The sequence below is a fragment of the Bacillus sp. 007/AIA-02/001 genome, assembly GCF_004634455.1.
GTDB classification, from domain to species: Bacteria; Bacillota; Bacilli; order Bacillales; family Bacillaceae_G; genus Bacillus_A; species Bacillus_A cereus.
Map to the genome: position 1 here is coordinate 81,177 of NZ_SEIY01000015.1, position 26,554 is coordinate 107,730.

Here is a 26,554-nt window from a genome sequence, read left to right on the forward strand (position 1 = left end):
ATTATTTACTAATTATAACAAATTTTTAGTGTTTTATATTAATATATTTAGTTATAATGTATTAATATAATATAAATATTTAAATTAAATAATTCAAGGCGTTTTATGAGTCCTTTTTTATAAAAAAAGAAAACCAAAGGTGCCTTCCGACTTGAACCACTTTAATTTTAATAATATGTATTGGACTTCCATCCAAATATTATTTTATTACTTGCTACACATATTAACTTTTTCTTGGTACTTTACAATACTTTCTTTTGTGGCCGGATTCTGTTCGGCATTTTTTAATTGTTCAAGAACATTTTTTGCGTCATCACAACTCATTTTTTCTCGTTCTTTATCCTCAAATGATTGTGCTTTCCTTTTTGCATACTCCAAATCTTCTCGTTCCTGACGTTCTTCTTTTTCTTTGAGTTCTTTTTCAATCTTTTGCTCATTTTCCCATTCTTTTTGAACATGTTCACATGTTATTCCAACTTCTGGTGAACCGCAAAGTTCAGGTTCTTCTTTCTTTTGTTGCTTCACTTCACGTTGCTTTTGCGCTTGTGCTTCTTGTTGTTTACGGGCTTGTTCCTGTTCCTGCTCTTGACGTTGTTGTTCTTCTCTTTTTGCTTGTTCTTGCTGTACTTTCTCTTCCGCCTGTCTTTGAGCTTCGGCTTCTTGTTTTGCTTTCTCTTCTGCCTGTTTTTGAACTTCTGCTTCTTGACGTTGCTGTTCTTCTTGCTTCGTTTTTTCTTCCAACTTCTGGGCTTTCTCTGTTTCTTTTTGTGCTTTTTCTTCAGTTTTAGAGTCATTAGAATTACTTGCTGTTTCGTTAGATGAGCATGCTGTCAATCCCATAATTAAAATGCAACTTGTTAGTGCGAGTAATAGTTTATTTTTCAAAATATATATCCTCCGATGTATAAAATGTAAGATTTCCTAGACTATCATAACAAACTGTCAATCTGTATATTGTCATATTATGTCGAATGGTAATAAAAAAAGACACCCTAAGGTGCCTTCCGACTTGAACCACTTTAATTTTAATAATATGTATTGGACTCCCATCCAAATATTATTTTACCATATTTATTATCTATTTTATTAAATTATTACTGGGCCTCTTGCTCACCTTTAGCTTTCATTTGTTTTTCATATACATATTTTGCTGTTGAAAAATCAGTAGGAAAATCACGTAGTGCCTTATTTATAATATTTAATTCTTCTTGCGATTTAATTTCAATGTTATTTAAATAGTCAAATGCTTTGGATTGTTTATTTGCAACATAATTTTGAGTAGAATAATCATCTGGGAAGTCTTTCTTAGCTTTTTCTTTAACCTTATTCATAGCTTCTGTTTTGTCGATGTTCTTTACTGGGTTCGCTAATGTTCCAGTAGTTTGTTCTGGTTTAGGTACTTCTTTCTTTTCCGGTTGAGACTCCGGCTTTACGTCTTCTTTTTTAGGCTGTTCTTGTTCTTGCGGTTTAGGTGTTTCTTGACTCGGCTGTGTAGTTTTTTGAAGTGACCTAGTTTGCTCTTTTTCATAGGTGTCTACTTTAGATTTCAACTCTTTGATTTGTGTTTTTAATTCTTGCTGTTCATTAAAGTGTTGATCGATAAGTTTATCCATATCTTTTTGTGAATACTTAGGTTTCATATCTTCTGATTTGGAATCTTTAAAAATAGCTACGGAAGCAATGATAGCTACTAGTACAGCGATAATTCCAATGATTAGTTTTTTATTCATTTATGTTCCTCCTAAAATACAATAATATTATTATATAACAATTAATCATTTATAGGTAGAAAAAAAGACACCCTAAGATGCCTTCCTCCGACTTGAACCACTTTAATTTTAATAATATGTATTTGGACTTTCATCCAAATAACATTTTACCATATTAAGTTATATTGGTGATTGAGAAATATGAATTGAATCTATTATTTTACTTTTAAGCTCTTTTCGTATTCTTTAGCTTCTTCAACATTTTTAAATGTTTTTAAATCGAATATCTTTTCTCCATCAATACATACAACTAATACTCCATCTTGAGCTTGAAGAACACTACCTACATTACCTTTTCCGAGTGAAATACTGAAGGGATTCTCTACATTTAATGATTTCTTTTTAGCAAGATAATCTTTAAATGGCATACCAATGGATAGTTCGTCTTTTAAGCCTTTAATAGTGTTACCAGAAGTAGTTGTTGGTTGTTCCTTTTTTGTAGCCTCTTCTTGCTGTTTGCGTTGCTTCTCAGCCGTCTCTTGTTCAGCTTTCTTCGCTTTCTCAGCTTCCTTTTGTGCTTCTTGCTCAGCTTTAGATTCTTTGGAAGTACTTGCTGTCTCGTTAGATGAACATGCTGCTAATCCCATGAATAAAGCTAAACAAGTAAGTGTTGTTAATAGTTTTTTGTTCATAGTATGTATCCCCCAGCGTTTAAAATGTAAGATTCACCTGAACTATCATAACAAATATAATCATAACTATTTTGTCGTATCATGTCGAAATGAAAAAAAGACACCCTAAGGTGCCTTTTCCTTACTTTATTAGGGGGTTATTAGTCAATAAGCCCTTCAACCTTCATAGCTTCTTCTACATCAAGTTTACGATGTGAAATTACCTCGTCTGATTCTTCATAGGAAACTATCTCAAACACATCTCCTTTGGCTATATAACCGTATTCTTTATTATCCCAAAAGCGTTCATCTGATGTATCAAATTCAAGATCGTGTTTTCCATTATGTTCGATGCATTTAGCATAAACATAGTCCAGCATACTAACTGATAAATTTTCTTGTAAGGTATAATCTTTCGGATCTTTTTGAATATCCGGCATATCAAGATGCTGAATTTGTATGATATTCACTGCTGTATCAAGTTCAATATCTCTATTTGTTCCATCACCAAAGATTAAGTGTGCAAATGATAAATTCTCAAATGCTTGAATATGAGCAGCTAATTGTTGATCCACTTTATCCTCACTATCTTCAAGGTATTGAGATACAGCTGTTAAGCACGGCTCTTCCATTCCTGCTACGAATTCTACGGCTGAAGCTAAGCGCGGGAATTTCTCCGAGTTATCTGGTTTAATACCTGTAATGAAAGTAAGAATTGTCATCGCTAACTCAATTGCATCTTTTCGGCTATGTTTATAAATGATAAATGGGTCTAGTTTCCCTTCATCTCGTCTATCAGTCCCTAGTGTAATTACATTTACCTTACCTTCTAAGCCGTGTAAATCTTCTGTCCAGTTCCCCCTCTCACCTTTTGGATCGACTATCAGTGTTTGAGCTCCTCCCAGTACCGCTAGGTAAACAATTAAGTTTGTTCCAAATGATTTACCAGAACCAGTACTTCCTGTTACTGCAACTGAAAGTGCACTCGTTTTTTGATTTGCAACGGTATTTGTCGCTGCGAGAGAAGGTGTCATATAAACTGCTTTGTTTAAAATACCAGTTGTACCTATATAAAATCCGATATTATCACCTAAATCTTGTGTGGCACCAAACATACCGGCTGCCAGAACTCCGGGCTCCATAAAATGTATATAATCATTTACATATCTTCTAGCACCAGGGATAAATTCATTAAACAGCAGGAACTGATCCCCATATGGTCTAACTAGCTCAACCATCATCTCTCTATAAATAGAAATAAGTGAATTGGTATTTCGGCGCATTGTATCTAAATCTTCATCACATATACAGAAAGATACTGATGTCTTAACTAGTGGCATACGTGTCTTTTGTATAAGGGCTTGTAATTCAGTAGCTTCTTGAACACCTTCATACACGTTTAACCCAACAGTTTGTGCATTTTCCCTTGCATGTGCTTCTTGATCTTCTAAATCTTTTTTCTTTTTATTAAGTTTAGATAGAGCTTTACGATGGTTAATATTTTCTGTACGAACACTTAGTTCGATTGGAAAATCTATATTTTGGATCGTATACATCCACTCTTGGTCTGGAAATTCCATTGTGTATGGAATCTTCGATGCAGATAAGAAACTCATATATGCTGGATACTCTAATCCATCAGAACCGATTTGAGACATTTCTATATGTCTTCCTTTAACGTCTATTTCGGATTCTGTTAAGCGTAATAAACTCTCTTGATTCGGAAAGATAGCAGAATCATCATCAACTACTGGTGGCGTCCATCCTGCTGTAACAGGTGCTTCCAATGTACGATAGAAGTTGCGTAATACAATCCATTGTGTTTCATTTGTTTCTAAACTTCTTACGGCTAAATGTTTTCTTATTTTGTTTCTAAAGGCGCTAGCTTCCCTTTTAAACATCTCCAAATCAGTTTTTAGTATTTTGGTGTCACCAAGTAATCCAAACTGTTCTGCAGTGTTTTTAAAGGTATGGAATGCTGTGTAAAGCATTTCCTTAAGTCCTTCTTGTATGTGTCTTACTTTTAATTTCACACCTATAAAATAACGATATTCTACAGCGTTTTTACCAAACTTTCTTTCTAACTCATGGACAACGTCATCAGTATGATCAATTGCAAGCTCTTTTAGTTCACCGCTTACTGTTTCTTTAAACTCATCGGCTTTTTCTTTGAAATTCTGATAAACAGGAATCATTAATAGATGTTTTTCTTCTTCATAATTCCAAAATAAACCGAGTTGTCGCATAAACAACGTATTTTTATCATCGTCTCCTTTAAATTCGTAAGGAATCCCGTATGCCTCATAATACGCCCAGCAAGAACCATCTTGGTTAAAAATCAAATTATCATGAAAATATTTGACTGGAAATTCAACCTGATTCATTTGTGCCTCCTTAGAGAAGAATATGAGAATAAACTAATTCTTCTGTATAGATTAATTAATTATTTCTTCTTAATTGAATCATCCTTAAATCGAACTACTGTCTTATATTGATAGCTTCCAATATTACTAGTTGTACCTTTATAACGACTCAACTTTTTTCTTTCAAATGTGAATACAAAGAATCGATACATAAATTTGTGTGGGCTTTTTCCATCTAATTCTACATTTCCAAAGAAGTACGCTATACCACCAGGTAATATCAAATATTTGAAAAAGACATTCTCTCCTAAGGGTAAAAACTGATTTAAAAATATAATTACTAAAAGTGTCCCAACAAAGATTCCCAGTTGTCTGTAAGGGACTGGAAAAGGGAGTGTTATGTCCCTTATCCCATATAAACTATTTGGAATATCCCAAATAGAGTTATAAGTCCTTACTTCCTTACGAGTCGGTTTCTGAGTCACTTATACCAACTCCTTAAAAATTTATCGTTTTCCGACAGAAGACTCCTTCCTCAAAAATGTGAAGCACCAATTTTAGGTGGGAGATGAATGTCGGTTGGCATAAGCCAACATGTTTGCTATCAATTACTTGTACAGATTGCTCTTTGAAAACTGAAGATATGAGGTTGGTTGCAGAAAAACGTTGCAACCGCAAAATCTTCAACGTTCTTTCGCCCCACGCTTGCTGAAGTTGCGAAAACCAAGCTAAAGTAGGTAGTGTGGTGAGTCAACGTACAAGATACTTATATTTTCACCGTAGGGACTACGGGTAGAGCCTGCTAAGATAACCGGTGGTTACATCGGTGTTCGCAGGAATCTCCCACTTCAAACAGTCCGTAAGGACGTAAGTGTTGAGTAGTTGAAGAGTTTTAATAGTTATCATTTGAAAACTAAGTTATATAATTTTGTTCCAAGGTCTTTAAATACGTCTGGTGAGAATACAAATACTGAAACAATTGCACAAAGTACCAGCCAACCAATTAAACCTGCCATTTGTCGTTTTACAAGTAGAACAATTACACCGATAATTGCACAAACTAAAAAGATTGGACCTAACTGAGCTACTAACCAGTTTTTAATATTTACCCCAAAATTAATGTTTCCTAGAACCGCGGCATCCGTAATAGCAGGTAATTGCTGAGCAACCATATCTAATCCCAAAAGCTCCATAATTATTTACCCTCCACTTTCTCTAATGTGCTTTCAAATTTCTTCATAGAGCTAATTGAAAACTTGTTATCTTTATTTACAAGATTTAAATCATATGTGTATGTGTACTCTAAGCTGCTATCATTGTCTTTTAACTTGGCATCAACTAAGACTCTGTATCCTTTATCCTTATCTTCATAAATTCGTAGGTTTTCTAATTTGCTAAATGTCATAATACCTTTTAGTCCATTTGTTATATTACTTTTTTCAAAGTAGTAAGCAATTTCTTCTGGTGTTCCTTCTGTATACACTTTAAATACAGATTGTAAAAATTGTTCTACTTTTTTTACTTCTGCATCTGTATTAATTTCTCGTCCTTCTGATTTGAAAGTGGCTACTTTATAAGGTGCCTTTTCTCTCTCTCCATGAACGATTGTAGGATTGTTAGGGACTACCATCTTCCCTTTCTCCATTAAAATTGGAATTGAGAAGTACCTTGTTACTTCTTTTGGTTCTTTTGGTGTGTCTGGAGCTTGTGTCGTTCCAGGAGCAGGATTATTTACAGGTTCTAGTTTCTGAATGATTTTCAATGTAACTTCTGCTTTATTTCCTTTTTGTCGGACCTCTACTGCTTCCGATTTAACTAAATTACTAGAAGCGTTTTTTAAAGTATCTCTATTTAATCCACCTTGCTCATCGGATCCTTCAACTAGAAATTTCTCTAATCGTTTTTTTCGTTCTTCAGCTACATTCATATCAACTTTCCAATTAAAATAATTAGCAGCAAAACTATTCGCATATGCAATTAATTCTGCTTCTGACATTTTAATTTTTACGGGCTCCTCCTTCTTTTCCTGAACAGCTACTGCTCTAGGAGGACCGGCAAGTTGGGTAAATGAAAGGAAGCTTCCTGCAAATACGAATCCCATCACACACCAAAATGTAACCTTACCTACTTTTCTTCCTGTTATCGCTGGAACTTTCTCCCTTGTTTTACGTTTCTTCTTTTCTTTAAGTGCTTCTGAATTTTCTTGTTGCATATCTAATATTTCAGTTGTTTTATTCTTTGCTTTTTTAAAGAATGTAAATTTCTTTTTTTCCGCGTTTTCCTGGGATTTCTTTTTTACCATGTCTTTACCTCTCTTTTTAAATGGTTAGGAGATTACCAAGTTCATTGTAATTTCCACTAATCAACTATCTACTTTAAGTATGATTTACTTTTTTCGGAAATCTAAGAGAAATAAAAAAAATTGTGTTTTATATCAAAAATTTTTTAGAATGATTAAAACTAAATATACTGTTTATTAAAGTACATAAAAAAACCAATTCCATTAAGAAATGAAATTGGTTTTACACAGGATCTATTCTCTATAGTAAGTATTACACAATATAAAAACCTAATATAATATATATCTTTAATATATATAAAGAAAAAAGATAAAACTTTTATACAGAGAAAAAATCGTCTTAAAACATTGCTGTGCTAAGGGTTCATCATTACTCTAGCCGTAAAAAATCATAAAAAGTAAATACTGGGAATGAACTTAATGAGCTGGATGATGATTAAAAACTACAAAATATCGTAAAGTAGGTATATAAAAACTACATATAATCATCGTTAATTTGATGCGAGTAAATGAATAAATAATAAATGCAAATTTTGCTGATTTATGAACAAGCTTTCCACATTTCTTAAAAACTACACACAATTTATTAACAAATAGGTCAAGTTAGGAACAGAATCCACTTTTTAAACATAACTAACAGAAGTTTTTCTGATTTTAAGTAGATTTAGAGATAAAACATGATAAGAACAGTACTTAAGGCTTTATGTTATACACATCAGGTCAAAATTATTAAGATATCAACAGAATTACAAAAATTATTTATGCTTTTTTGTAGATAAAATGACACAAAAGAATCGAAAATTCAGATTTTAAAAAACAGAAATTGTGAATATCTTATTTTGATTTACGTGCAATGTATGTAATTGCATAAAAAATAGAGAGTCGTGATCATTAAAATTGAAAACTTACTCTCTGTTTTGTTTGAAGTAATACTCTTCACATGTTATCTCCAACACGAATAGCCCTCCACTTTTGCTTTTTTCAAAAATAGAGAGCTGTATCATTGCATTGCTGGAAGCAGCTGATCAACCGTATGTGGTATTTCATTTGTTGAACGGTAATATGCTTCTAAAGATTGTAGAAACGGAATTAACTCAAAGTCTTCAGGGACCTCAATTACACGAATCTTTTCCTTCGGCAATTTATCAATTTTTTCAATGAACAGTTCACGAATATCGCTAGGGATTTGATTTCCTTTATACCCACTAGACTTTAATAGTTCGCGAATTTCAATTTCTAATGCTGTATATGCGTTAATATTTACTCCTTGCTCATAAGCATATTTTCTAAATAGTGATTCCTCTTGATACTGCATGTAATTACGATGATATGCATCTATAGTTACAGGTACAGCATATTTTGCATGAAGTAGGTCATGCGCTTTACGGAATAGCTTTTGAACATTGCGTAAAGAGTATATAGCAAAATGAGTACCAAATTTAAAAATGGCCTCTTCTTGTTCATGTTTAGGTACATTGTGTGTAATTAAAGGATAAATACCAGTTTTAGCAGCTGTATCTAATACACGATATTGAGAAGATTGCTTTAATAATTTACTTAGTGTATAAACAAGCTTTTTCGGATATCCTTCTTGTCGATCAATCATTTCCCGTAAGCCACGAACTACTTGGCGAATTTGACGATGACAGGAGTGTTTTAAAACGTTAATGAATTGGTTCATATCCTTTGCAAATTCAGAAATATTCATTTCAACTAACAAGTTTTCTATGAATTTAGCTTTACGCTTATATGTATCTCGTGGTGTAAATGGATCACGGTATTCTGCTCCTTCTTCTTTTGCACATAAGAAATCAGGATGTACAGATAAATGCAGTGTTGTGTATTGCTTTTTATTCTGCTTCCCTTTTTCTAACTTGCAAATTTTAAATAAAGGAGATCCAGTAGCAGAAAGTTTTGTTTCTAATTCCTCAAGTACAGCACGAATCTGATGTGGGTATTTCTTATGTAAGTAACGATACATACCACCAAAGTGTGTTGAGTTTCCTTGTTCATCAACTTTGAATAAAGAACGTTTCAGGGTAGTTTCGCGTTTCTGCTGCATTGCTACATCCATGAATAGTTTCTTAGCTGCAATGGATAACTCAAAGAATTCTTTGGTAAATACTATCGGGCTAATAAATGTATATGCATTTGCTTTATTCGTTTCTTTATTCATGAAATCAGTTAAGGTGATTTTATATTTACCACTGTACTCATTTTCGATTGTAATGATGTTATGGAAACTTAACTTCTTCAAAGCTACATAAAATTGTGAGTGGTGAATATGTGCAAATGCTTCTTTATAATTTTTATAATCTTCCCAAAGCATATGGATTGATACATGCGAAAGCTCACCATATGTATTACATTTTTTATGAAGAAATAGAAATACTTCTAAATCAGCATTTGTAATACCATATAGCTTATGTTTTCTGCCCTCATTTTTATCAAATCCACTTACTTTATCTACAATCTTTTTCATTTTCAGTGAAAAAGATGGCTTTGCTTGTTCAACAAATCCCTCTTCATCTGCAATTCGTTCTTCATAAGACATTGACTTTACAATGTCTTCTAGATAAGTATCTTTAAAACTGTAATACTTACCTTCTAAAGCTTCTACTAATCTTTGCCATGATTTAATTGTTACAATTACCGGTGTTGTTGTTTCACCATTCAAACTACGTTTGTTCTTTATAACGAAAGGTTTTGCCATCTTTTTCACCTCCTTTTATGTTAAGTTGCAGTTTTCCCCACAATTAGATATAGAATTTCATTTTTGATTATATCAAATCGAATACTGGTGAAATCTGTCCCTTTAAGAGGAAAAATAAAAAAATGAAACGTGCCCAAATCCCTTGGGGGACAAGGGGTTTGACGTTTCATAAAAAAAAGTTTGTTGCCACCATAGGGCTATGAAGTTTTTTGAATATGAAACGTAGTATGTTGTGGGGTGAATCTTACTAAACCATTGATTTTATAGGGTTTTACGCTAATTTCGTTTTAAAGTTGTAGCCATCATATAGCTATAACGTTTCATGTTTTTAAAATAAGTTATATTTTATTGGAAACTGCTGTAACCCTTGGTGTGTATAGCTTTGTCGGGGTTTTTGCAGTGAAAGTTGTAGCCATCATACCGCTATAAACGTTTCAGTTCGTTTCATGTTTACTGCCATCATATAGCTATAACGTTTCATGTTTTTAAAACAAATTATATTTTATTAAAAAGTACTGCAACCGTTGGTGTATATAGCTTTGTTGGAATTTTTAAAGTGAAAGTTGTAGCCATCATATAGCTATAATGATTTTTGCGTATTTTCTTTCATATTTTATGAAATGGCTTTATATCAACGTTTATTACTAATTTACATAGAATAAAAAAATTTTTAGTCAAATGATTTTCAAGATATTCTCGTTTCATTTTTTCAAATTTGTAGCCATCATATAGCTATAACGTTTCATAAATTACGAAATTGTAGCCATCATATAGCTATTAATTATTAAAAGTAAGAAGTAATAGCCGCGATAAGGCTATGCAGTTTCAAATAAGAGCTTATAGCCACGATAAAGCTATACAATTTCAAGTAAGAAGTAATAGCCGCGATAAGGCTATGCAGTTTCAAATAAGGGCTTATAGCCACGATAAAGCTATACAGTTTCAAGTAAGAAGTAATAGCCACGATAAAGCTATACAGTTTCAAGTAAGAAGTAATAGCCACGATAAAGCTATACAGTTTCAAGTAAGAAGTAATAGCCACGATAAAGCTATACAGTTTCAAGTAAGAAGTAATAGCCACGATAAAGCTATACAGTTTCAAGTAAGAAGTAATAGCCACGATAAAGCTATACAGTTTCAAGTAAGAAGTAATAGCCCTGATAAAGCTATATAGCTTCAAGTAAGAAGTAATAGCCGCGATAAGGCTATGTAGTTTCAAGTAAGAAGTAATAGCCGCGATAAGGCTATGTAGTTTCAAGTAAGAAGTAATAGCCAAGATAAGGCTATGTAGTTTCAAGTAAGAAGTAATAGCCAAGATAAGGCTATATAGTTTCAAATAAGAGCTTATAGCCACGATAAAGCTATACAATTTCAAGTAAGAAGTAATAGCCAAGATAAGGCTATATAGTTTCAAATAAGAGCTTATAGCCACGATAAAGCTATACAATTTCAAGTAAGAAGTAATAGCCAAGATAAGGCTACATAGTTTCAAGTAAGAAGTAATAGCCGCGATAAGGCTATACAGTTTCAAATAAGAGCTTATAGCCGTGATAAGGCTATATAGTTTCAAGTAAGGGCTTATAGCCATGATAAGGCTATATAGTTTCAAGTAAGAAGTAATAGCCATGATAAGGCTATGCAGTTTCAAATAAGAAGCAGTTTTATATAATTAAAGACAAGTAAAGGGAATTTAAATGATCCACAATAAAACGTGTGAAAACCAACAATTGTGAGGATTATTCAGATAACATTTCAAATTAAAGGTTATGTGGTTTTCATCTAAATGGGAAAAATAAACGCATTTTGATTCATACATTCGTTTAAAGTGTACTTCCATCAGTGGGAGTCTTATAGCATACGAATTGTGGAATGAAAAAATGGACTAAGAATTTAATCTTAGTCCATTTCTTATTTTATATCCATTTTGTATGGAATGTACCTTCTTTATCTACTCGTTTATACGTATGCGCTCCAAAATAATCGCGCTGCGCTTGTAACAAGTTTGCAGGTAGTTTAGCAGTACGATAGCTGTCATAATAAGAAATTGCTGCTGAAAATGCAGGTATCGGAATGCCCTGTTGTACCGCCATTGAGATAATTTGGCGTAATCCGCCTTGATATGACTCTACAATTTCTTTAAAGTATGGATCAAGTAAAAGGTTCGGTAGGTCAGTGTTTGTCTCATAAGCCTCTTTAATGTTCTGTAAAAAGGCAGCACGGATAATGCATCCGCCTCTCCAAAGCATAGAAATGCTGCCAAAATCAAGGTTCCAATCATATTCCTCAGAAGCTGCCTTCAATTGCGTGAATCCTTGTGCATAAGAACAAATTTTACTCATATATAAAGCTTGGCGCACTGCTTCAATTAATTCAGCTTTTTCAACTCCAATCGCTGTTTTATCTTTAGGGCCAGATAAAACTTTGCTTGCGTTCACGCGCTCTTCTTTTAAAGCAGATATACAACGTGCAAATACAGATTCCGTGATAATAGGAAGAGAGATACCTAAATCAAGTGCGCTTTGACTTGTCCATTTCCCTGTACCCTTTTGTCCTGCAGTATCAAGAATAACATCCACTAATGGCTTACCAGTTTCTTCATCTTTCTTCTTAAAGATATCGGCTGTAATCTCAATTAGATAACTGTTCAGTTCACCTTTATTCCATTCAGCAAATATTTCATGGAACTCTTCTGCCGTCAAATCAAGTGTTTGTTTCAAGAAGAAATATGCTTCACAAATTAATTGCATATCTCCATACTCAATACCGTTGTGAACCATCTTTACATAGTGGCCTGCCCCATTAGGTCCGATATAAGAACAGCAAGGCTCGTTATTCACTTTTGCAGAGATGTTTTCAAGCATATCCTTTACTTTTTCGTATGCATCCTTCTGTCCGCCTGGCATAATAGATGGTCCCTTCAATGCACCCTCTTCGCCGCCTGACACACCTGCCCCGATGAAATTGATTCCTTCTTCGGCAAGACGTTTGTTTCGGCGAATTGTATCGACAAAGTATGTATTACCACCGTCAATTAAAATATCACCTTTATCGAGGTGAGGGACTAGAGAATCAATCGCCTTATCTGTAATTTCCCCTGCATTAACCATTAATAAAATCTTTCTAGGTGATTCAAGTGAGTTAACAAACTCTTCAACTATATGAGTACCAACTAAGTTTTTACCACGGTTTTCCTCAATAATTTCATCAACTTTTTCCTTCGAAATATCATATAGGGCAACAGAATACCCTTTGCTCTCAAAGTTAAGTGCGAGGCTTTTTCCCATAACGCCCACACCAACAACTCCAATTTGTAACTTTTCCATATTCCATCGTTCCTTTCCATGTATGTTACTCTGTATTATAGTATATATACCTAAAATAACACTTTAATCAAATAATCAATCTTTTTCATTTCAATAGGCTCCGCCAGTATTCGTGCAAAAGGTTATAGGGACACGGTACATCACTATCAAGCTAAAAAATAAAGAGAAATTTTCATCCTTATTAATCAATCATGAAAAATAACCGGTTAATTATGAAAAATCACATTTAACAGCTTCCGTATCCCTTTTACTGTTTAGAAAGATCTATACAAATAAACTTAATAATAAAGTAAACCCTAATCCGGCAACAGAAACGATAGTCTCAAGTAAAGTCCATGTTGCGAATGTTTCTTTCATGCTTAAACCAAAGTACTCTTTGAACATCCAGAAACCAGCATCGTTCACGTGTGAAGCAATTAAACTACCAGCCCCTGTTGCAAGGACAACTAAAGCAAGGTTAATATCAGATTGACCTAACATCGGAATTACTAAACCGACAGTTGTTAATGCAGCAACCGTAGCAGACCCCAATGAAATACGTAAGATGGCAGCGATAATCCATGCGAGCAAGATCGGTGATAATGAAGTTCCTTTGAATAATTCGGCTACATAGTTACCAACGCCGCCATCAATTAATACTTGTTTGAAAGCACCGCCTCCACCAATAATTAAAAGCATCATCCCAATATTAGAGATCGCTGTTGTACAAGATTCCATCACGTTTTTGATTGGAATATTTCTTGCCAAACCCATTGTATAGATCGCAACCAGTAAGGATATCAACATGGCAGTATCCGCATTCCCAATAAACTCGATCGTTGCTAGTAAACTATTATCTTTGAATCCCATTGTTTTTTGCAGCAAAGTAATAATTGTAGCGACTGCCATTAAAAGAACAGGCAGTAAAGCGGTAAAAACACTGATTCCAAAGCCAGGAGTTTCTTCAAGTTTAAATACTTTCTGCTCACCTAAAGATTTGATATTACCGGTTTTTGTGAACGCATCAGGTACTAGTTTTTTTGCAAGTTTAGTAAATACAGGTCCAGCTAACACAACCGTTGGAACCGCTATCATAAAACCGTAAAGTAATACTTCACCGATGTTTGCATGCAATTCACCAGCGATAGCAGTTGGTCCTGGGTGTGGCGGTAAAAATCCGTGTGTTACAGATAAAGCTGCTGCCATCGAAATACCGAGATATAAGATAGAAACTTTTAATTCTCTTGAAATCGCAAATACAATTGGAATTAATAATACTAATCCTACTTCAAAAAATAATGCAATCCCGATAATAAATGAGGCAGTCACAACAGCCCATTGAATGTTCTTTTCACCAAATTTCTTCACAAGTGTCATGGCGATGCGTTGTGCGCCCCCAGAATCTGAAAGCAACTTACCTAACATCGCACCAAGTCCAAAAACGAGTGCTAAATGACCAAGTGTTCCGCCTAATCCCGCTTCAATGGTTTTAAAAATCTTTTCTGGTGGCATTCCAAGTGCTAAAGCAACCCCGACCGATACAATGATTAATGAAATAAAGGTATTTAATTTAAAGCGCATAATCAGTAAAAGTAATGCTAAAATCCCAATTGCTACAATGACTAATGGCATCGTAGTTCCCCCCTAATCTTAGCTGTATTTGTATTTATCCCACTATTCGCGGGAAGTAATTCCCCCCACCTCAAGATTTAGATAGAAGCGAGGCGTGGGGAATTACTCATGAAAATTTTACTTTATTAAATTTCTTTGATAATTTGCAATTCGTGTATAATCATCTTCTAGCGCCCTTGATAGGTTAATAAATATCGGCAGTAATTGTCTGTATTCTTTTGTTGCTTCTTCTTTCGGTGTATGTTTGTAGGTACTCCCAACCATTTCGGAAACGATTTCAAAAGAATCAATTTTTCCTGTGGCATAGAGACCTAATATACATGCACCTAGACAAGAGCTTTCGTAGCTCTTTGGAACAACGACTTCAGATGCGAAAATATCAGACATCATCTGTCGCCAAACGTCAGACCTTGCGAAGCCGCCTGTTGCTTGAATACGAGTTACAGGACCATCCATGCATTCGGTTAATGCTAAAAATACAGTGTATAAATTATATATAACGCCTTCTAAAGCTGCACGTATCATATGTTCCTTCTTATGTGACATCGTTAAACCGAAGAAGGAGCCACGTACATCTGGATTCCATAATGGTGCACGTTCCCCTGCGAGGTATGGATGGAATAATAATCCGTCTGCACCAGGCCTCACGCGTTCAGCTATTTTAGTTAATACATCGTATGGATCAATTCCTAGTCTTTTCGCAGTTTCTACTTCTGATGAAGCAAGTTCATCACGAATCCAGCGAAGGACCATCCCTCCATTGTTTACCGGTCCACCAATTACCCAATGCTTTTCCGTTAAGGCATAACAAAATATTCTTCCTTTTTTATCTGTTTGTGGTTTATCAATGATGGTCCGAATAGCACCACTGGTTCCAATTGTGACAGCGATCTCACCTTTTCGAATTGCATTCACACCTAGATTAGAAAGCACCCCATCACTGGCACCAATGACAAACGGTGTTTGTGAATCGATACCAATCTTTTGGGCTAAATCTGGATTGCAGTTGCTAAATATTTGGGTGGTTGGTACGAGTTCAGATAATTGATCTGGTGTTATACCAGCAATTTTTAAAGCTTCCTCATCCCAATCTAGTGTTTTTAAGTTCATCATACCCATGCACGAGGCGATGGAATGATCAACAACATATTGATCAAAGAATTGTTTGAAGATATATTCTTTGATTCCAATATATTTTTTCGTTCTAATAGCAATTTCCGGATGATCATTCACAATCCATGTAATTTTACTTAATGGTGACATTGGGTGAATAGGTGTTCCTGTTCGTCTATAAATTTCATGGCCATTCAGTTCATCTTTGATTTTATGTGCCCATGCCTCACTACGATTATCTGCCCAAGTGATACAAGGTGTCAGCGGCTGATCATTTTCATCCATAGCAATGACACTATGCATAGCACTGCTAAATGAAATAAACGATGGTTTTTTATCTGAATGCTGTTTCGTTATATTTGATATTGCTTGTAAAACAGCTTGGAAAATCTCTTCTGGATCTTGTTCCGCTGTGGATATATCCGGTGTGCGAAGTGGATAACCAATATTCTCGGTTTGGATGACTTCGCCTTTTTCAGTAAATAAAACTGCTTTCGTACTTGTTGTACCGATATCTATACCTAACATATAGCTACTCATGTCCTTGCTCTACTCCTTTAGATAACATTTGTTGTGACATCCAGAAATCTTCAACTTTCCCTTGAACATCATCAAAGTTTAGATGTAAGGCCTCAATCATGAGGGCTCGATCTTTTGATTCGATTGCTTTTATATAAAGCTCATGATTTTTAATAACCCGTTCAAAGTCTTCGTACTTTTCCTTGAAACGAGTACGCATTGATAAAAGGATTAAGCTTTCCATAACAGGCTTTAAATTATTCCAAATCATCAGGATGTAGGAATGCTCAATGGTTAGAATAATCGTTTCATGGAATAAAAGATCTTGATAAGAAAACTCATCAGAATCATGATATTTAATGGCGATTTTCATCATTTCCATTATTTTATTTAGTTCTCTTACTAAATCATTTGTGTCCATCTTTACAAGTCGCTCAAAGATAAACTTTTCTATAAGTAAACGAACATCATATATTTCTTCGATTTCTTTCTCGGTTAAACCAATGACAACTGCGCCCATTCTTTCTAAGCGAATAATATTTTCAGAAGCTAGTACTTTTAATGCTTCACGAACGGGTGACCGACTTACAGAAAAATCGGCAGCTAATTTATTTTCCGACAGGATGGTACCGCTTTCAATCTCCCCTGCAATAATGCGCATTCTCAGTTCGCTCGCAACACGATCACCTGTAGAGGCTTTTGAAAGCCATTTTTCAGGATAAAGAAATTCCATTGATTTCGCCATAAATTCACCTCATGTTAATCAAGTATACTTGTATACAAGTATTATAACTCGGATTTTTAATTATGCAAGCGCTTTTATTGTTTGCTTTGGTCCTTTTAGAGGAAAGCCCCATAATTATCAAGCTAACAAATCGAGTCGCCCCAAAAACTATTATTGTTGATGAAGAAGATTTAGGGAATGGAAAACTGAAGAATACGATATTCAAGGACTTACATCAACATATTTACCACTCGGGTTTACAACTTTTTGAATCAAAAATATAGATGTTAAAAATGTAACAGTAACTGAATTTGAGCATTAAACACTTTTAAAAATTGAAATTGTATTGTAAAGTAATGATTTTACAAATAGAAGCAGTTTTATATAATTAAAGACAAGTAAAGAGAATTTAAATGATCCACAATAGAACGAGTAAAAATCAACAAATGTGCTGATTATTCTGATAATATTTCAACTTAAAGGTTATATAGCCATCATATAGCTATGACGTTTCACATTTTTAAGATTCAAATTATATTTGTAATTAATATTGTTAGGAGGTATTTAAATATGGAGAAAGTGTTAGCATTGTTTAGTGATGCCCTCCTACTTGCTGCTCCAATTTATGAAGAAAATAAGCAGTTATGGGCCAAATGGAATAAATATTATAAAGAAGTACAAGAGAATCACGATAAATTAGTAACATCAGCTAATATGTCCCCTTCCTTTTCGACACTTGTTTCTTGGTTAGGTCAGAAACAAGAGCAAGGAATATCGTTGTTAAACATTTATGCCAATCTGAATAAATATAAAATTGAGATTCAAAATGTACTAGATAAGATCATTGAACAAGAATTTGGAGAAAAAGTTGAAGCAGTTGAACCAACTCAAATTTCAATTTTTGAAGATAGTCAGGTAACAGAGCATATAGAAGATATATCGGATGATTACTATCCTGTAACCAATGACGCAATGTACTATCAATTACGTGATGGAATAGCAAAAAATCATTTTGAGGAAGATGAAGCAGTAGCAAAACCGGTACTGCCATTAGAAACAAAAAATTCAAGCGGAGTCGCACAACTATCTTCACATAAGGATGAGGATTTGAGATTAGTGAATACAAACGAAGCAGAAAGATGGTCTATATTGGTTGATGGAGTAATTAGTAATATGGATGATCTTACAGCAGACTGTTTAGATACCATTACAATACAATGGTTAAATCAAGCTAAATCTCCAGATGAATTCATAGATTTTAGTTATGAAAATGTGTTGGAATTATGTAATATGCCAAAAGCATCAGCAAACGGTGTAGAGTATTATCGTGCAGAAGATAAGATAAAAGTAGCACAACGTATTGCAGCGTTAGCAAGCATCTTTATTTATTTGAATGATGATAATGAAGTTGTAGTATTGAACGATCAAGCTGAAACTGGGGAAAAATTTGAAGTGAAACGTGAAGTAATCAAAAGGTTATTCGTACTGGACTCTGTAGTGTTATGGAGAGATAAGAATACTAATGAATATATGGGGATAGAATCCTGTAAGATTAAACCAGGTAGTTTTTTATCAGGCTATTTGTATGGATCTAATAGCACAACTGCTTTATTATCGAAAAAAGCATTAGAGTATAATAGCTATAGACACAAGTTTCATAAACGTTTAATACGTTATTTATCCTGGCAGTGGCGAATCCGTCAACAATACAGTACTTTAAAAAGACCATACTCCATTGGTGGAGAAAAAGGTTTACTATCTGTAATGGGTATTACAACCACAAAGGGTCGCCCAACTCGAATTCGTGAACAACTAGAAAATGTTTTAATTGATTTAGAAAAAGAAAATGTAATTTCACATTGGGCGTATGCAGAGGAATTGGATGAAACAAAGATAGGAGAACGTAATTGGTTTAAGAATTACTATTCAAAATTAGGGATCATTATCTTACCACCAAAAGAATTGATGAATAATATAGATAGTATGGTAAAGAAAAAAGCAATAGGTATGCAAGAGAATCCGGAGGACCATTATATTGCAGAGACTGTAAAACAAACTCCTGAAGGATCAGAAGATATGATACGAGAAAAAATTATGTATCAGCATATGCATCAAAATAAAACAATGCGTGAAATAGCTGATGAAATAGGTCTATCCCCTGCTACGCTATCAAGATTCTGTAATAACAAAATGAAGCGTATTTCAAAAAGTGTTAATGAAAAACTAAACAAGTGGTATGAAAGACAAATGATTATAGAGTCAATGTAAAGAGAAGCAGATACCTTTTAAAAATGGAGAGGTACCTGCTTCTTTTTAATTTGTTCATATTCTGCCTGTATTAATCCATAAACGCGCTCGATTGTTCGGTGGATACCATGTGTCCTTTTGTACATAATAAGATTTGCAAATATTAAAGTCAGGAGGGTTTGTATGCAACAGGATAAAAAAGATATAGAAACGTCTGGTTCTATTATGAAACCAAATTTTGCAGAAACTGATGCGCAAAAAGTGAAACAAGAAATTCAAAATGATGTAAGGGAAGGACAAGGAGCAATGACTTCCCGAGAAGCAGGTGCAATGCGGGATTAAGAAAACACTCCTTACTGTTTTTTATTTAGTGAAAGTTTTAACCAGTAAGGAGATTTCCTATTATCTGCTTTTGTTTCTAAAAAAAATTGTTTTTACTTTGATATAAAGTTTATTTCATGTAAGTATCCCTCATTAGAAATAATCTATATTTTGTTTGATTTCTTTAAAAAGAAGTTTAACTTGTTGTGATATAAACAATTCCAAAAGTGTCTATTGTAGTTATCATCATTAATTAATATGTTATTATCAAGCTCGACTAATTTGTTCTTCAAATCATGAAAAGTCTTTATTAGATCATAATCGTTGTAGTGCCCCTGCCCTATTAGCTGAACCCAATACTTTTTAAAGCAATTGAAGCAGGAATGCATTTTCTCTATAGAAGAATTAACAAAATATCTTTCTACTCTTTCTGTAATTTCATGCTCTAGCTCATATATCTCGCCTGTGGGCTGGTAGATAGTAATTAGATTACCTGAATCTATATTACTCCCAATAACAAGGTATGGTTTAAACTTCTCTAAACTCGCTAAAAACGCTTCTGTATATTCTTTATCCAATATTGATAAAGAAAAATCATTTTGTTTTGTCCATTCCACTACATCTAAAAGAAAACCATTTGAATAGGTGTAAAATTCTACATTGAGACATTCGAATTCATGTCCTTTAATTTGATGCTTAAGTAAAAAGTGCATACTATCAATGGGCAAATTTAATTTGGCTATTTCCAATGTCATTCCTCCAACCCTTAATATTTAATCCATTTTCTGTTTCTACACAAACTCAATTAAATTTTAGCATAAAGAAATGGTCTTCTTGCGGAAAGTGGAATATGAAATAATAAAAAGGTATGAGTATACAACCCACACCTTTTTACCGTTATAAATATTCGTTATATGCTTAGTGCATCAATTATGATCAATGTCACCTTCGATATATTGACTGAGTTTATCCTTAATTGCCGCACTTTCTGGAGTTACTTCTGCTACTTTACGATTGCGAAGACGAGAGCCACCTTCCATTTCATCTAAAGGTAATGTATTTTCTTCTTCTTGAGGAACAGTGGCAGCCATTTGTTGTAACCATTGCATTGTTAAGTTAGATGTTGTATTTTTACCATTGATTTCTGCAGTTCGTTGAATTTCCTGCTCCTGCTGATTATGGGTAACAGTTGATGTGTAAGCAGGTTCTCTATATTGTGGTGTATGCTTCGCCCTTGGCACATCTATTGGAGTTTCAGTAATAACTGATGTTTTGTTGTTAAGTTCAATAGGTTCTCTATGTTTACTTGTATCTGGTACATTTTCTTTTTGAACATCGATTACTTCATTAATTTTTTCGGGTTCTGTTTTATTAGAAGTAGCAATTGATGCTATACTGTTTTCCTTTTCTAGTTTAGGAGCAGAATTTCTTGAGTAATCTTGCACAGACTGACTATTAGTTAACTCTCCTTCATTGTCTGTATCATCTTCATTATTATAAAAATCGTAAGTATCAGGATTTAACGTTTGTAACCAGCCTTCTATTGCAGTAGGTGCTGTTTTAGGTGTACTCAATTCCTCAATTACAGCTTCTTCACTATCAACATTTGTATCTGTGACATAATCATTATATTTAGTTTCCACATTCAATGACTCTTCACGAATTTTTAACCAATAAGCAGCTGCTTCTGTATCAACTTGAATCTTAGCTGTTTTAAACTCAGAGGCAGGAACAAAGTTAGCATTTACTTGTATTCCTCCTTGTGGAGCATTATCTTTTACAATTTTAGCCGCACACTGGAATGCTTTTTGAATTAAGATATCATTTTCAGAAAGAATGGGTACCTCTAGTTTCGAATAAGAGTAGGATGTTCTTCGTGTACTTTGAGTTTTCGTTTCTGCAGTTACCATATCAATTTCTTGATCACCTTCACGTGCCTCATAAATTGTTTTCGTACCCATTAGCTTACTAAACAATTTAGCATCTTCATTTGTAACATCACCATAAACAAGTTTATTACGAAATGTTCCTAACAGGATATTCATGAATCTTGGGCCATGTTCAATTGCTAATTGACTAATGGTTTGTGCAATAACAATTAAAGGTGCTTTATATTTACGTGATTGAGCAGGAAAACTTTTAAATGCTTTATAAATGTAATCCGCAAACTCATCGACTAAAACCGGATGATAAGGAGATACGTTAGGCTTACGACGGAAAACAGCGTTCTGTACGGCATATAAACACAATTTACCGAATACATCAGATAAATCAGAAAGTTCCCCTTTCGCTGTATTGACTAACAGAATACCTCCAAATTCCAAATGCTTCTCAAAATCAAAATCCGATGGACCACATAAAACACGTCGGAGCAGAGGTTGAGCAGAAATATCATTTAATGTGTTTCGTAAACCGCGAACAAAGGTTTCTTGTTTATCAATTATCTTGGGTTGACCATAGTATTTCCCTTCAGTATGATAAACAACTTCCCCTCCCCCACGGCCACCAGAAATTTCAGGAATATAATTTAAATCAAACCATTCATCAACTTGTTTCATTATGCGGAAATGGTTTCGTTCATCCCTATCTGGAATGGATTCAATATCATTTGGAAGTCGTTCTTTTAATTTGAGATGCATCTCAAACACGAGATTAGCATCATTATACATATCAATTAAATGCTCAAACCTAGCTTCAAAATTAGAATCATGGAGTTTTAACAAATAAATATGTTGTTTAAGATGGGAACGCTCAGATTGAACGAAGAACGGATTTCCTGCTCCATTATCAGAGAGACCCGTTAATACTGAACATAACATCTCAGCAACCTTATCGACTGGACCACGTACAAAATTTATTGAAGGGGTATCAGGATTTGTTGGGTCTAAATAGAAAATAATACTTTCAGGAATCTTGTGTGCTAATACCAATTTATATACTTTTTCGCAGAAATCATTAGATGGCTCGATAACTGTAAGACCATTAACCTGTGTTCCTTTTACATCCTCTGAATGATAATCTTTTCTTGCATATAAGGTTTTAAAGTTATTAATCATTGAAGCCATATAGTCAAGAATTTGATTGGCAATTGGCAAACCTAGTGCAGCTGATTTACCAGTACCAATGTTACCGATGATCATTATATTAAGCGTTAGAGACTTGCCCTGTATTACTGCCATTTCCCGTGTAGCACTGTTAGGACCAAGAAAGATATCGGGTTCTGGCAATTTTGATGGATTTTTTTCAGTGAAAAATCTGTGTAATGAAGTAGCAAGTTTCCGTTGACAATCATCATTCAAAAAGGAAAGCATCCAACCAGGTATTTTAAATACGTATTCCCATTTTCCGAATTCATCTATAAGCTCTTTTTTATGTTCATAAAAAATCTTAAAGAGCCATAAAAGTACGAGAATAATAATAATTACAGGTATAGCAAATACAAGGTGCATGATATTACTAAAATTTGAAAGTATAGTATCCTCTAATCCTTTGTCATTTAGTGAAACCTCTCCAGCTTTCGAATGTAAGAATGGAATAAATATCTTAGCTAATGGAACACTAAACGCCCATAAGTACTGGGCAACTATACCAATTAACATCATCGAGAAAATAAACCATCGACGCTTTATCTCCTGATAGGTCTTAACTTTGGTTGATAGTTTCCAAGTATAAATTAAAATCCAAAAGCTAAAAAAGGTTTCAATGTAATAATTAGTTTCAAACGGATTACCGAAGATACTTAAAGTAGGTAATGGAGCCCCCATTTGTATGGACCAGAAAGAAGCGTATTTATAAATTCCTCTAAAAGCAAAATACCAAGCTAGCAGAAGTAGTAATGTCACAACATAGTAAGATGAGCGGGCTGCTAAACGATATTTCCAGCTTTTTGTAATGTCGATTGTAACTGTATAGGAATTTTTTTTGCTTTTTTCGGTTTTTGGATCCTCCCCATTACCTGGTGCATTATTGAGTTCAGCATTCTTTTGAACTGCATTCTCCAAATTCTTGTTTCACCCTCTCTTTTAACGAATAAAAAGCAGCAGTGAAATTAAGCAATTCAGCAGAAGTAGCCAATAATATATTCTCTGGTGCTATGGAATTATGATACAGATCAGTGAAAATGGCTTGCTGCCCATGCTCTAATTCATCCGATTCATATATCCCCAAAATCTTAATTGGGTTTAGTGTTCTGTGTTGATTTTGCATGGCCAACAATCCTGATAGTTGCTGTAATTTTAAGTGTGTGTTAACCTCCCCTACCTTAAGTATTGTTAATATACATAATATTTCTAAGTAATCTAAAGATTTTTTTTCTTCATCAGGTGCTTTTTTTCGTAATACCAAAATGTCATCAGTTAGCTCAAGTAGTTTAGAATGCTGAATCCCTTTCGTTTGCATTTCGTTTTTATTAGATATCCACTCTACCGAATAAGGGAAAGAAGAATTTATGTTCAAACGTTCAGTGATTTTTTTGAACAGATGACTTTTGCTTAAACTATTAATTTCGCGAATTTCTTGAAGAATATTGTTTATTACAAGTTCTGATCCACCCATATTGCATACGTAAACATGTAGGTTATTCACTACACTTAAACGTGGTATATTGCTGAAAGCCTTTTTTAAATTTGTTACACGTGTAGTTCTTTTTTTGTAAGTAGAAATTGTGTGATAAGAATCATCGATTACTGAAAATAACACGTAAAACCGTTTAGACGGATTAGAAGCAGCGATATCAAGATATTTTTTTAGTTTGTTTTCTAGAAATGGAATGTTTTCTGTTCCTGTATCAACTTCAATATTGATAATAGAATCGTTACATGTAAGAACCCAATCAGGAATGATTAATGGGTTTCCCTTTGCGTCCGGATAAAACTCTTTAGATGGACGAAATGAATAAACGAGTTGAGGTAAATCTTGTTGGAAGGAAACGGGTTGAAGTTCTGGCTGAAACATTTCGCGATACTCTTCATCTTCGTATAAGAAGTAAACATCATTTAAATCGGAATACATTAGGTTGGGTAAATGTAAGTTTTGCTTCACAATTGAGTTTAATGGAAAAAGATAATCGCCATTACCACCTACAATTGCACCGGTATATTCATTTTTGGATTCTGCTTCAAGTAGATTTTGCACAAATTGTGTAATAGCTATATTGTGTTCATATTGTCTCTTGGTAACAAACGAGGTATTGCAATCAGTAATTAATTTTAAACGATGTAATATTTCTGCTCCTTTTGAAGATATAGAAACGAAATCCAATGTAAAGCCGCGCTTTTTTCTCACACTTATATTTTCTTTTTTTATTAATTTCATTTTTGCCCACTTTGTTAACTTGGATGAAAATGTGGTTCGACTTATAGGTCCCCCACTTATCAATTCGTAAAATTTTCGTAATTGAATTTGAGATACTGTTCGTTGTTCATATAAAAATAAGACTGTAAAAATGTCAGAACGATTAAAATAAACTCCACGGTCATTCTCTCCGACGATATATTTAACGGCATGATCAAATGATTTTTTCAATTTAAAACACTCCCTTGATATGGAAATAATGTACGGGAATCTGAATAAAATCGGTTGCGATTGTCATGAAATGAAAGTAATTAATGTTGGATAAATTAAGCAGTTCAGTACATAAAAATGATTAGTGTATATTTTAACGGAAATTTGCAAAAAAGTAACCCATTATCCCCTATAGAATCTCGGTTTAAAAACACATATTATTTCATCAGGTGTAGGTAATTAAAATCAATGATATCAAGTGAGAATTTACTATTAGAGTTCGTCATTTGTACTTCGACATAGATAAAAGAACATATGATGAACTCTAATAATGAAAAAAGGGTTCGGCATATGTATCTCGTCATATATGTGTAGAGTAACAAAAATAAATAAAATGTACAGTGAATATTCTTTTGCATAGATGATATTAAGTATTAAACAAAATTGTATTTAATTCTGTAGAGCTATTTGTTTATCAGAAGGAAAAATCACATCATAAAAGAAATAAGTAAATAAACATAATAAAGTAAATGAAAATTGTGTATATTTCATATTTTGCATGTTACAATCTGATTTAAGGGGTGAAAAAATGCGGAATTTAAACACAGAATATGGGCTAATAAAAACAATTATACAAAGTGAATTTGAAACAGACGTTCTTTATAACATGGTAACTAACACATTAAATAACGAATATGAGATAATCCCATTACAGTTTGCTGCTCTAGATCCTTATAAAATCTACAATACTTCACAAGTTAGTAGACTATTGAGACTGAAACCTAATAAATTAAGGTATTTAATTAACAGATACGGTGAATACATCCAGTTAATAAAAAAAGGAACTAAATATGTTATTTCATTTAAAGCTGTATATAAGATTTATTTAGTACATCTATGTTTAACAAAGAAATTAATTAGTTTATCAGAGTTTAATCGCTTTATGGCTTTACATGTGAGTTATAGTGATTATATTGATATGAAATTGACAAGTTATACTGACAAGTTTGTAGAACTTAATTTTAGAGAAAAACAAATGAATGAAAATGAATCACAATTTTATGTGTTATTTCTACAAATCTCAAAAATAACTACGGAATTAATAAAAGAAATAACGAAATATAACATGACATTGACATCCCCTTTCCTTTCTGTAGACAACCAACAGAAAAATGAGTTATTGAAAAAGAAGCAGGATCATAAAGATCTGTTTAATAAACTAAGTGTTTTATATAAAACTATATAGTTAAAAGAGTAATACTTAAGAAGTATTACTCTTTTTTATAGGTCTATATACACGTTTTATTGATAAGTCTTTCATATAAGACCTTTAAATAGGACGTGTAATAAATCGTGGTAATATTCTATTGACATGAAATTAATATAAAAGCATATAAAGCCTTTAATAATAAGTGTTTATTTATACGTCTTATATATAG

19 protein-coding genes are annotated in these 26,554 nt (G+C 33.5%); 4 read left to right on the forward strand and 15 right to left on the reverse strand.

Features of this window, described 5'->3' with window-relative positions:
- Window positions 1–207 precede the first annotated feature (207 nt).
- The 8 genes from ES895_RS23175 to ES895_RS23220 form a co-directional block, all read right to left on the reverse strand.
- The gene (locus tag ES895_RS23175) at window positions 208–885 is read right to left on the reverse strand and encodes a hypothetical protein (RefSeq protein WP_097863204.1); all 678 of its coding nucleotides are present in this window, start codon (window positions 883–885) and stop codon (window positions 208–210) included.
- Window positions 886–1,094: 209 nt separating this feature from the next.
- On the reverse strand, window positions 1,095–1,730 hold the full coding sequence (locus tag ES895_RS23185; RefSeq protein WP_135238681.1) for a hypothetical protein: 636 nt from the start codon (window positions 1,728–1,730) through the stop codon (window positions 1,095–1,097).
- Between the two features lie 194 nt (window positions 1,731–1,924).
- Window positions 1,925–2,401 (reverse strand): hypothetical protein, encoded by a 477-nt coding sequence (locus ES895_RS23190; RefSeq protein ID WP_097863203.1) that lies wholly within the window; start codon window positions 2,399–2,401, stop codon window positions 1,925–1,927.
- 140 nt (window positions 2,402–2,541) lie between these two features.
- A complete protein-coding gene (locus ES895_RS23195) occupies window positions 2,542–4,764 on the reverse strand; it encodes an ATP-binding protein (protein WP_277680609.1) in 2,223 nt (740 codons plus the stop codon).
- A gap of 59 nt (window positions 4,765–4,823) precedes the next feature.
- Window positions 4,824–5,228 carry a TcpE family conjugal transfer membrane protein gene (locus ES895_RS23200; protein WP_135238682.1) on the reverse strand — a complete coding sequence of 135 codons (405 nt, stop codon included), beginning with the start codon at window positions 5,226–5,228 and terminating at the stop codon, window positions 4,824–4,826.
- 417 nt (window positions 5,229–5,645) lie between these two features.
- Complete coding sequence (locus ES895_RS23205) at window positions 5,646–5,936, reverse strand: hypothetical protein (RefSeq protein WP_000421395.1); 291 nt, start codon at window positions 5,934–5,936, stop codon at window positions 5,646–5,648.
- A 2-nt stretch (window positions 5,937–5,938) separates the two neighbouring features.
- Window positions 5,939–7,045 carry a conjugal transfer protein gene (locus tag ES895_RS23210; RefSeq protein WP_135238683.1) on the reverse strand — a complete coding sequence of 369 codons (1,107 nt, stop codon included), beginning with the start codon at window positions 7,043–7,045 and terminating at the stop codon, window positions 5,939–5,941.
- A gap of 997 nt (window positions 7,046–8,042) precedes the next feature.
- Window positions 8,043–9,755: a hypothetical protein gene (locus tag ES895_RS23220; RefSeq protein ID WP_097863201.1), complete on the reverse strand. Its 1,713-nt coding sequence runs from the start codon at window positions 9,753–9,755 to the stop codon at window positions 8,043–8,045.
- Between the two features lie 817 nt (window positions 9,756–10,572).
- Here ES895_RS23220 and ES895_RS29455 point away from each other — a divergent pair.
- Complete coding sequence (locus tag ES895_RS29455; protein WP_167754533.1) at window positions 10,573–10,929, forward strand: hypothetical protein; 357 nt, start codon at window positions 10,573–10,575, stop codon at window positions 10,927–10,929.
- A gap of 739 nt (window positions 10,930–11,668) precedes the next feature.
- On the opposite strand, the gene gndA is transcribed toward ES895_RS29455, so the two are convergent.
- The 4 genes from gndA to gntR form a co-directional block, all read right to left on the reverse strand.
- On the reverse strand, window positions 11,669–13,078 hold the full coding sequence (gndA, locus tag ES895_RS23230; protein ID WP_000413550.1) for an NADP-dependent phosphogluconate dehydrogenase: 1,410 nt from the start codon (window positions 13,076–13,078) through the stop codon (window positions 11,669–11,671).
- Between the two features lie 264 nt (window positions 13,079–13,342).
- Entirely contained in the window at window positions 13,343–14,689 is a 1,347-nt protein-coding gene (gntP, locus tag ES895_RS23235) for a gluconate permease GntP (protein WP_135238685.1), read from the reverse strand.
- Window positions 14,690–14,806: 117 nt separating this feature from the next.
- The gene (gene gntK, locus ES895_RS23240) at window positions 14,807–16,342 is read right to left on the reverse strand and encodes a gluconokinase (protein ID WP_069603956.1); all 1,536 of its coding nucleotides are present in this window, start codon (window positions 16,340–16,342) and stop codon (window positions 14,807–14,809) included.
- Complete coding sequence (gene gntR, locus ES895_RS23245) at window positions 16,335–17,066, reverse strand: gluconate operon transcriptional repressor GntR (protein ID WP_001130025.1); 732 nt, start codon at window positions 17,064–17,066, stop codon at window positions 16,335–16,337. Before gntR ends, gntK begins: the two co-directional genes overlap by 8 nt.
- Window positions 17,067–17,615: 549 nt before the next feature.
- Between gntR and ES895_RS23255 the strand changes: the two genes are divergently transcribed.
- Window positions 17,616–19,313: a helix-turn-helix domain-containing protein gene (locus tag ES895_RS23255; RefSeq protein WP_000416748.1), complete on the forward strand. Its 1,698-nt coding sequence runs from the start codon at window positions 17,616–17,618 to the stop codon at window positions 19,311–19,313.
- A gap of 162 nt (window positions 19,314–19,475) precedes the next feature.
- A complete protein-coding gene (locus ES895_RS29460; protein ID WP_001183576.1) occupies window positions 19,476–19,634 on the forward strand; it encodes a hypothetical protein in 159 nt (52 codons plus the stop codon).
- A 143-nt stretch (window positions 19,635–19,777) separates the two neighbouring features.
- Here the strand turns inward: ES895_RS29460 and ES895_RS23260 are convergent, their stop codons facing one another.
- The 3 genes from ES895_RS23260 to ES895_RS23270 all read right to left on the reverse strand — a co-directional run bounded on the left by ES895_RS23260 (window position 19,778) and on the right by ES895_RS23270 (window position 25,136).
- On the reverse strand, window positions 19,778–20,368 hold the full coding sequence (locus ES895_RS23260) for an SUKH-4 family immunity protein (RefSeq protein WP_098620202.1): 591 nt from the start codon (window positions 20,366–20,368) through the stop codon (window positions 19,778–19,780).
- A gap of 171 nt (window positions 20,369–20,539) precedes the next feature.
- Window positions 20,540–23,614, reverse strand: coding sequence for a type IV secretory system conjugative DNA transfer family protein (locus tag ES895_RS23265; RefSeq protein ID WP_135238686.1), 3,075 nt, complete (start codon window positions 23,612–23,614; stop codon window positions 20,540–20,542).
- Window positions 23,586–25,136, reverse strand: a complete 1,551-nt coding sequence (locus ES895_RS23270; protein WP_135238687.1) for a replication-relaxation family protein — start codon at window positions 25,134–25,136, stop codon at window positions 23,586–23,588. Before ES895_RS23270 ends, ES895_RS23265 begins: the two co-directional genes overlap by 29 nt.
- Window positions 25,137–25,674: 538 nt before the next feature.
- On the opposite strand from ES895_RS23270, the gene ES895_RS23275 reads away from it, so the two are divergent.
- Entirely contained in the window at window positions 25,675–26,361 is a 687-nt protein-coding gene (locus ES895_RS23275) for a hypothetical protein (protein WP_048538513.1), read from the forward strand.
- Window positions 26,362–26,554 lie beyond the last annotated feature (193 nt).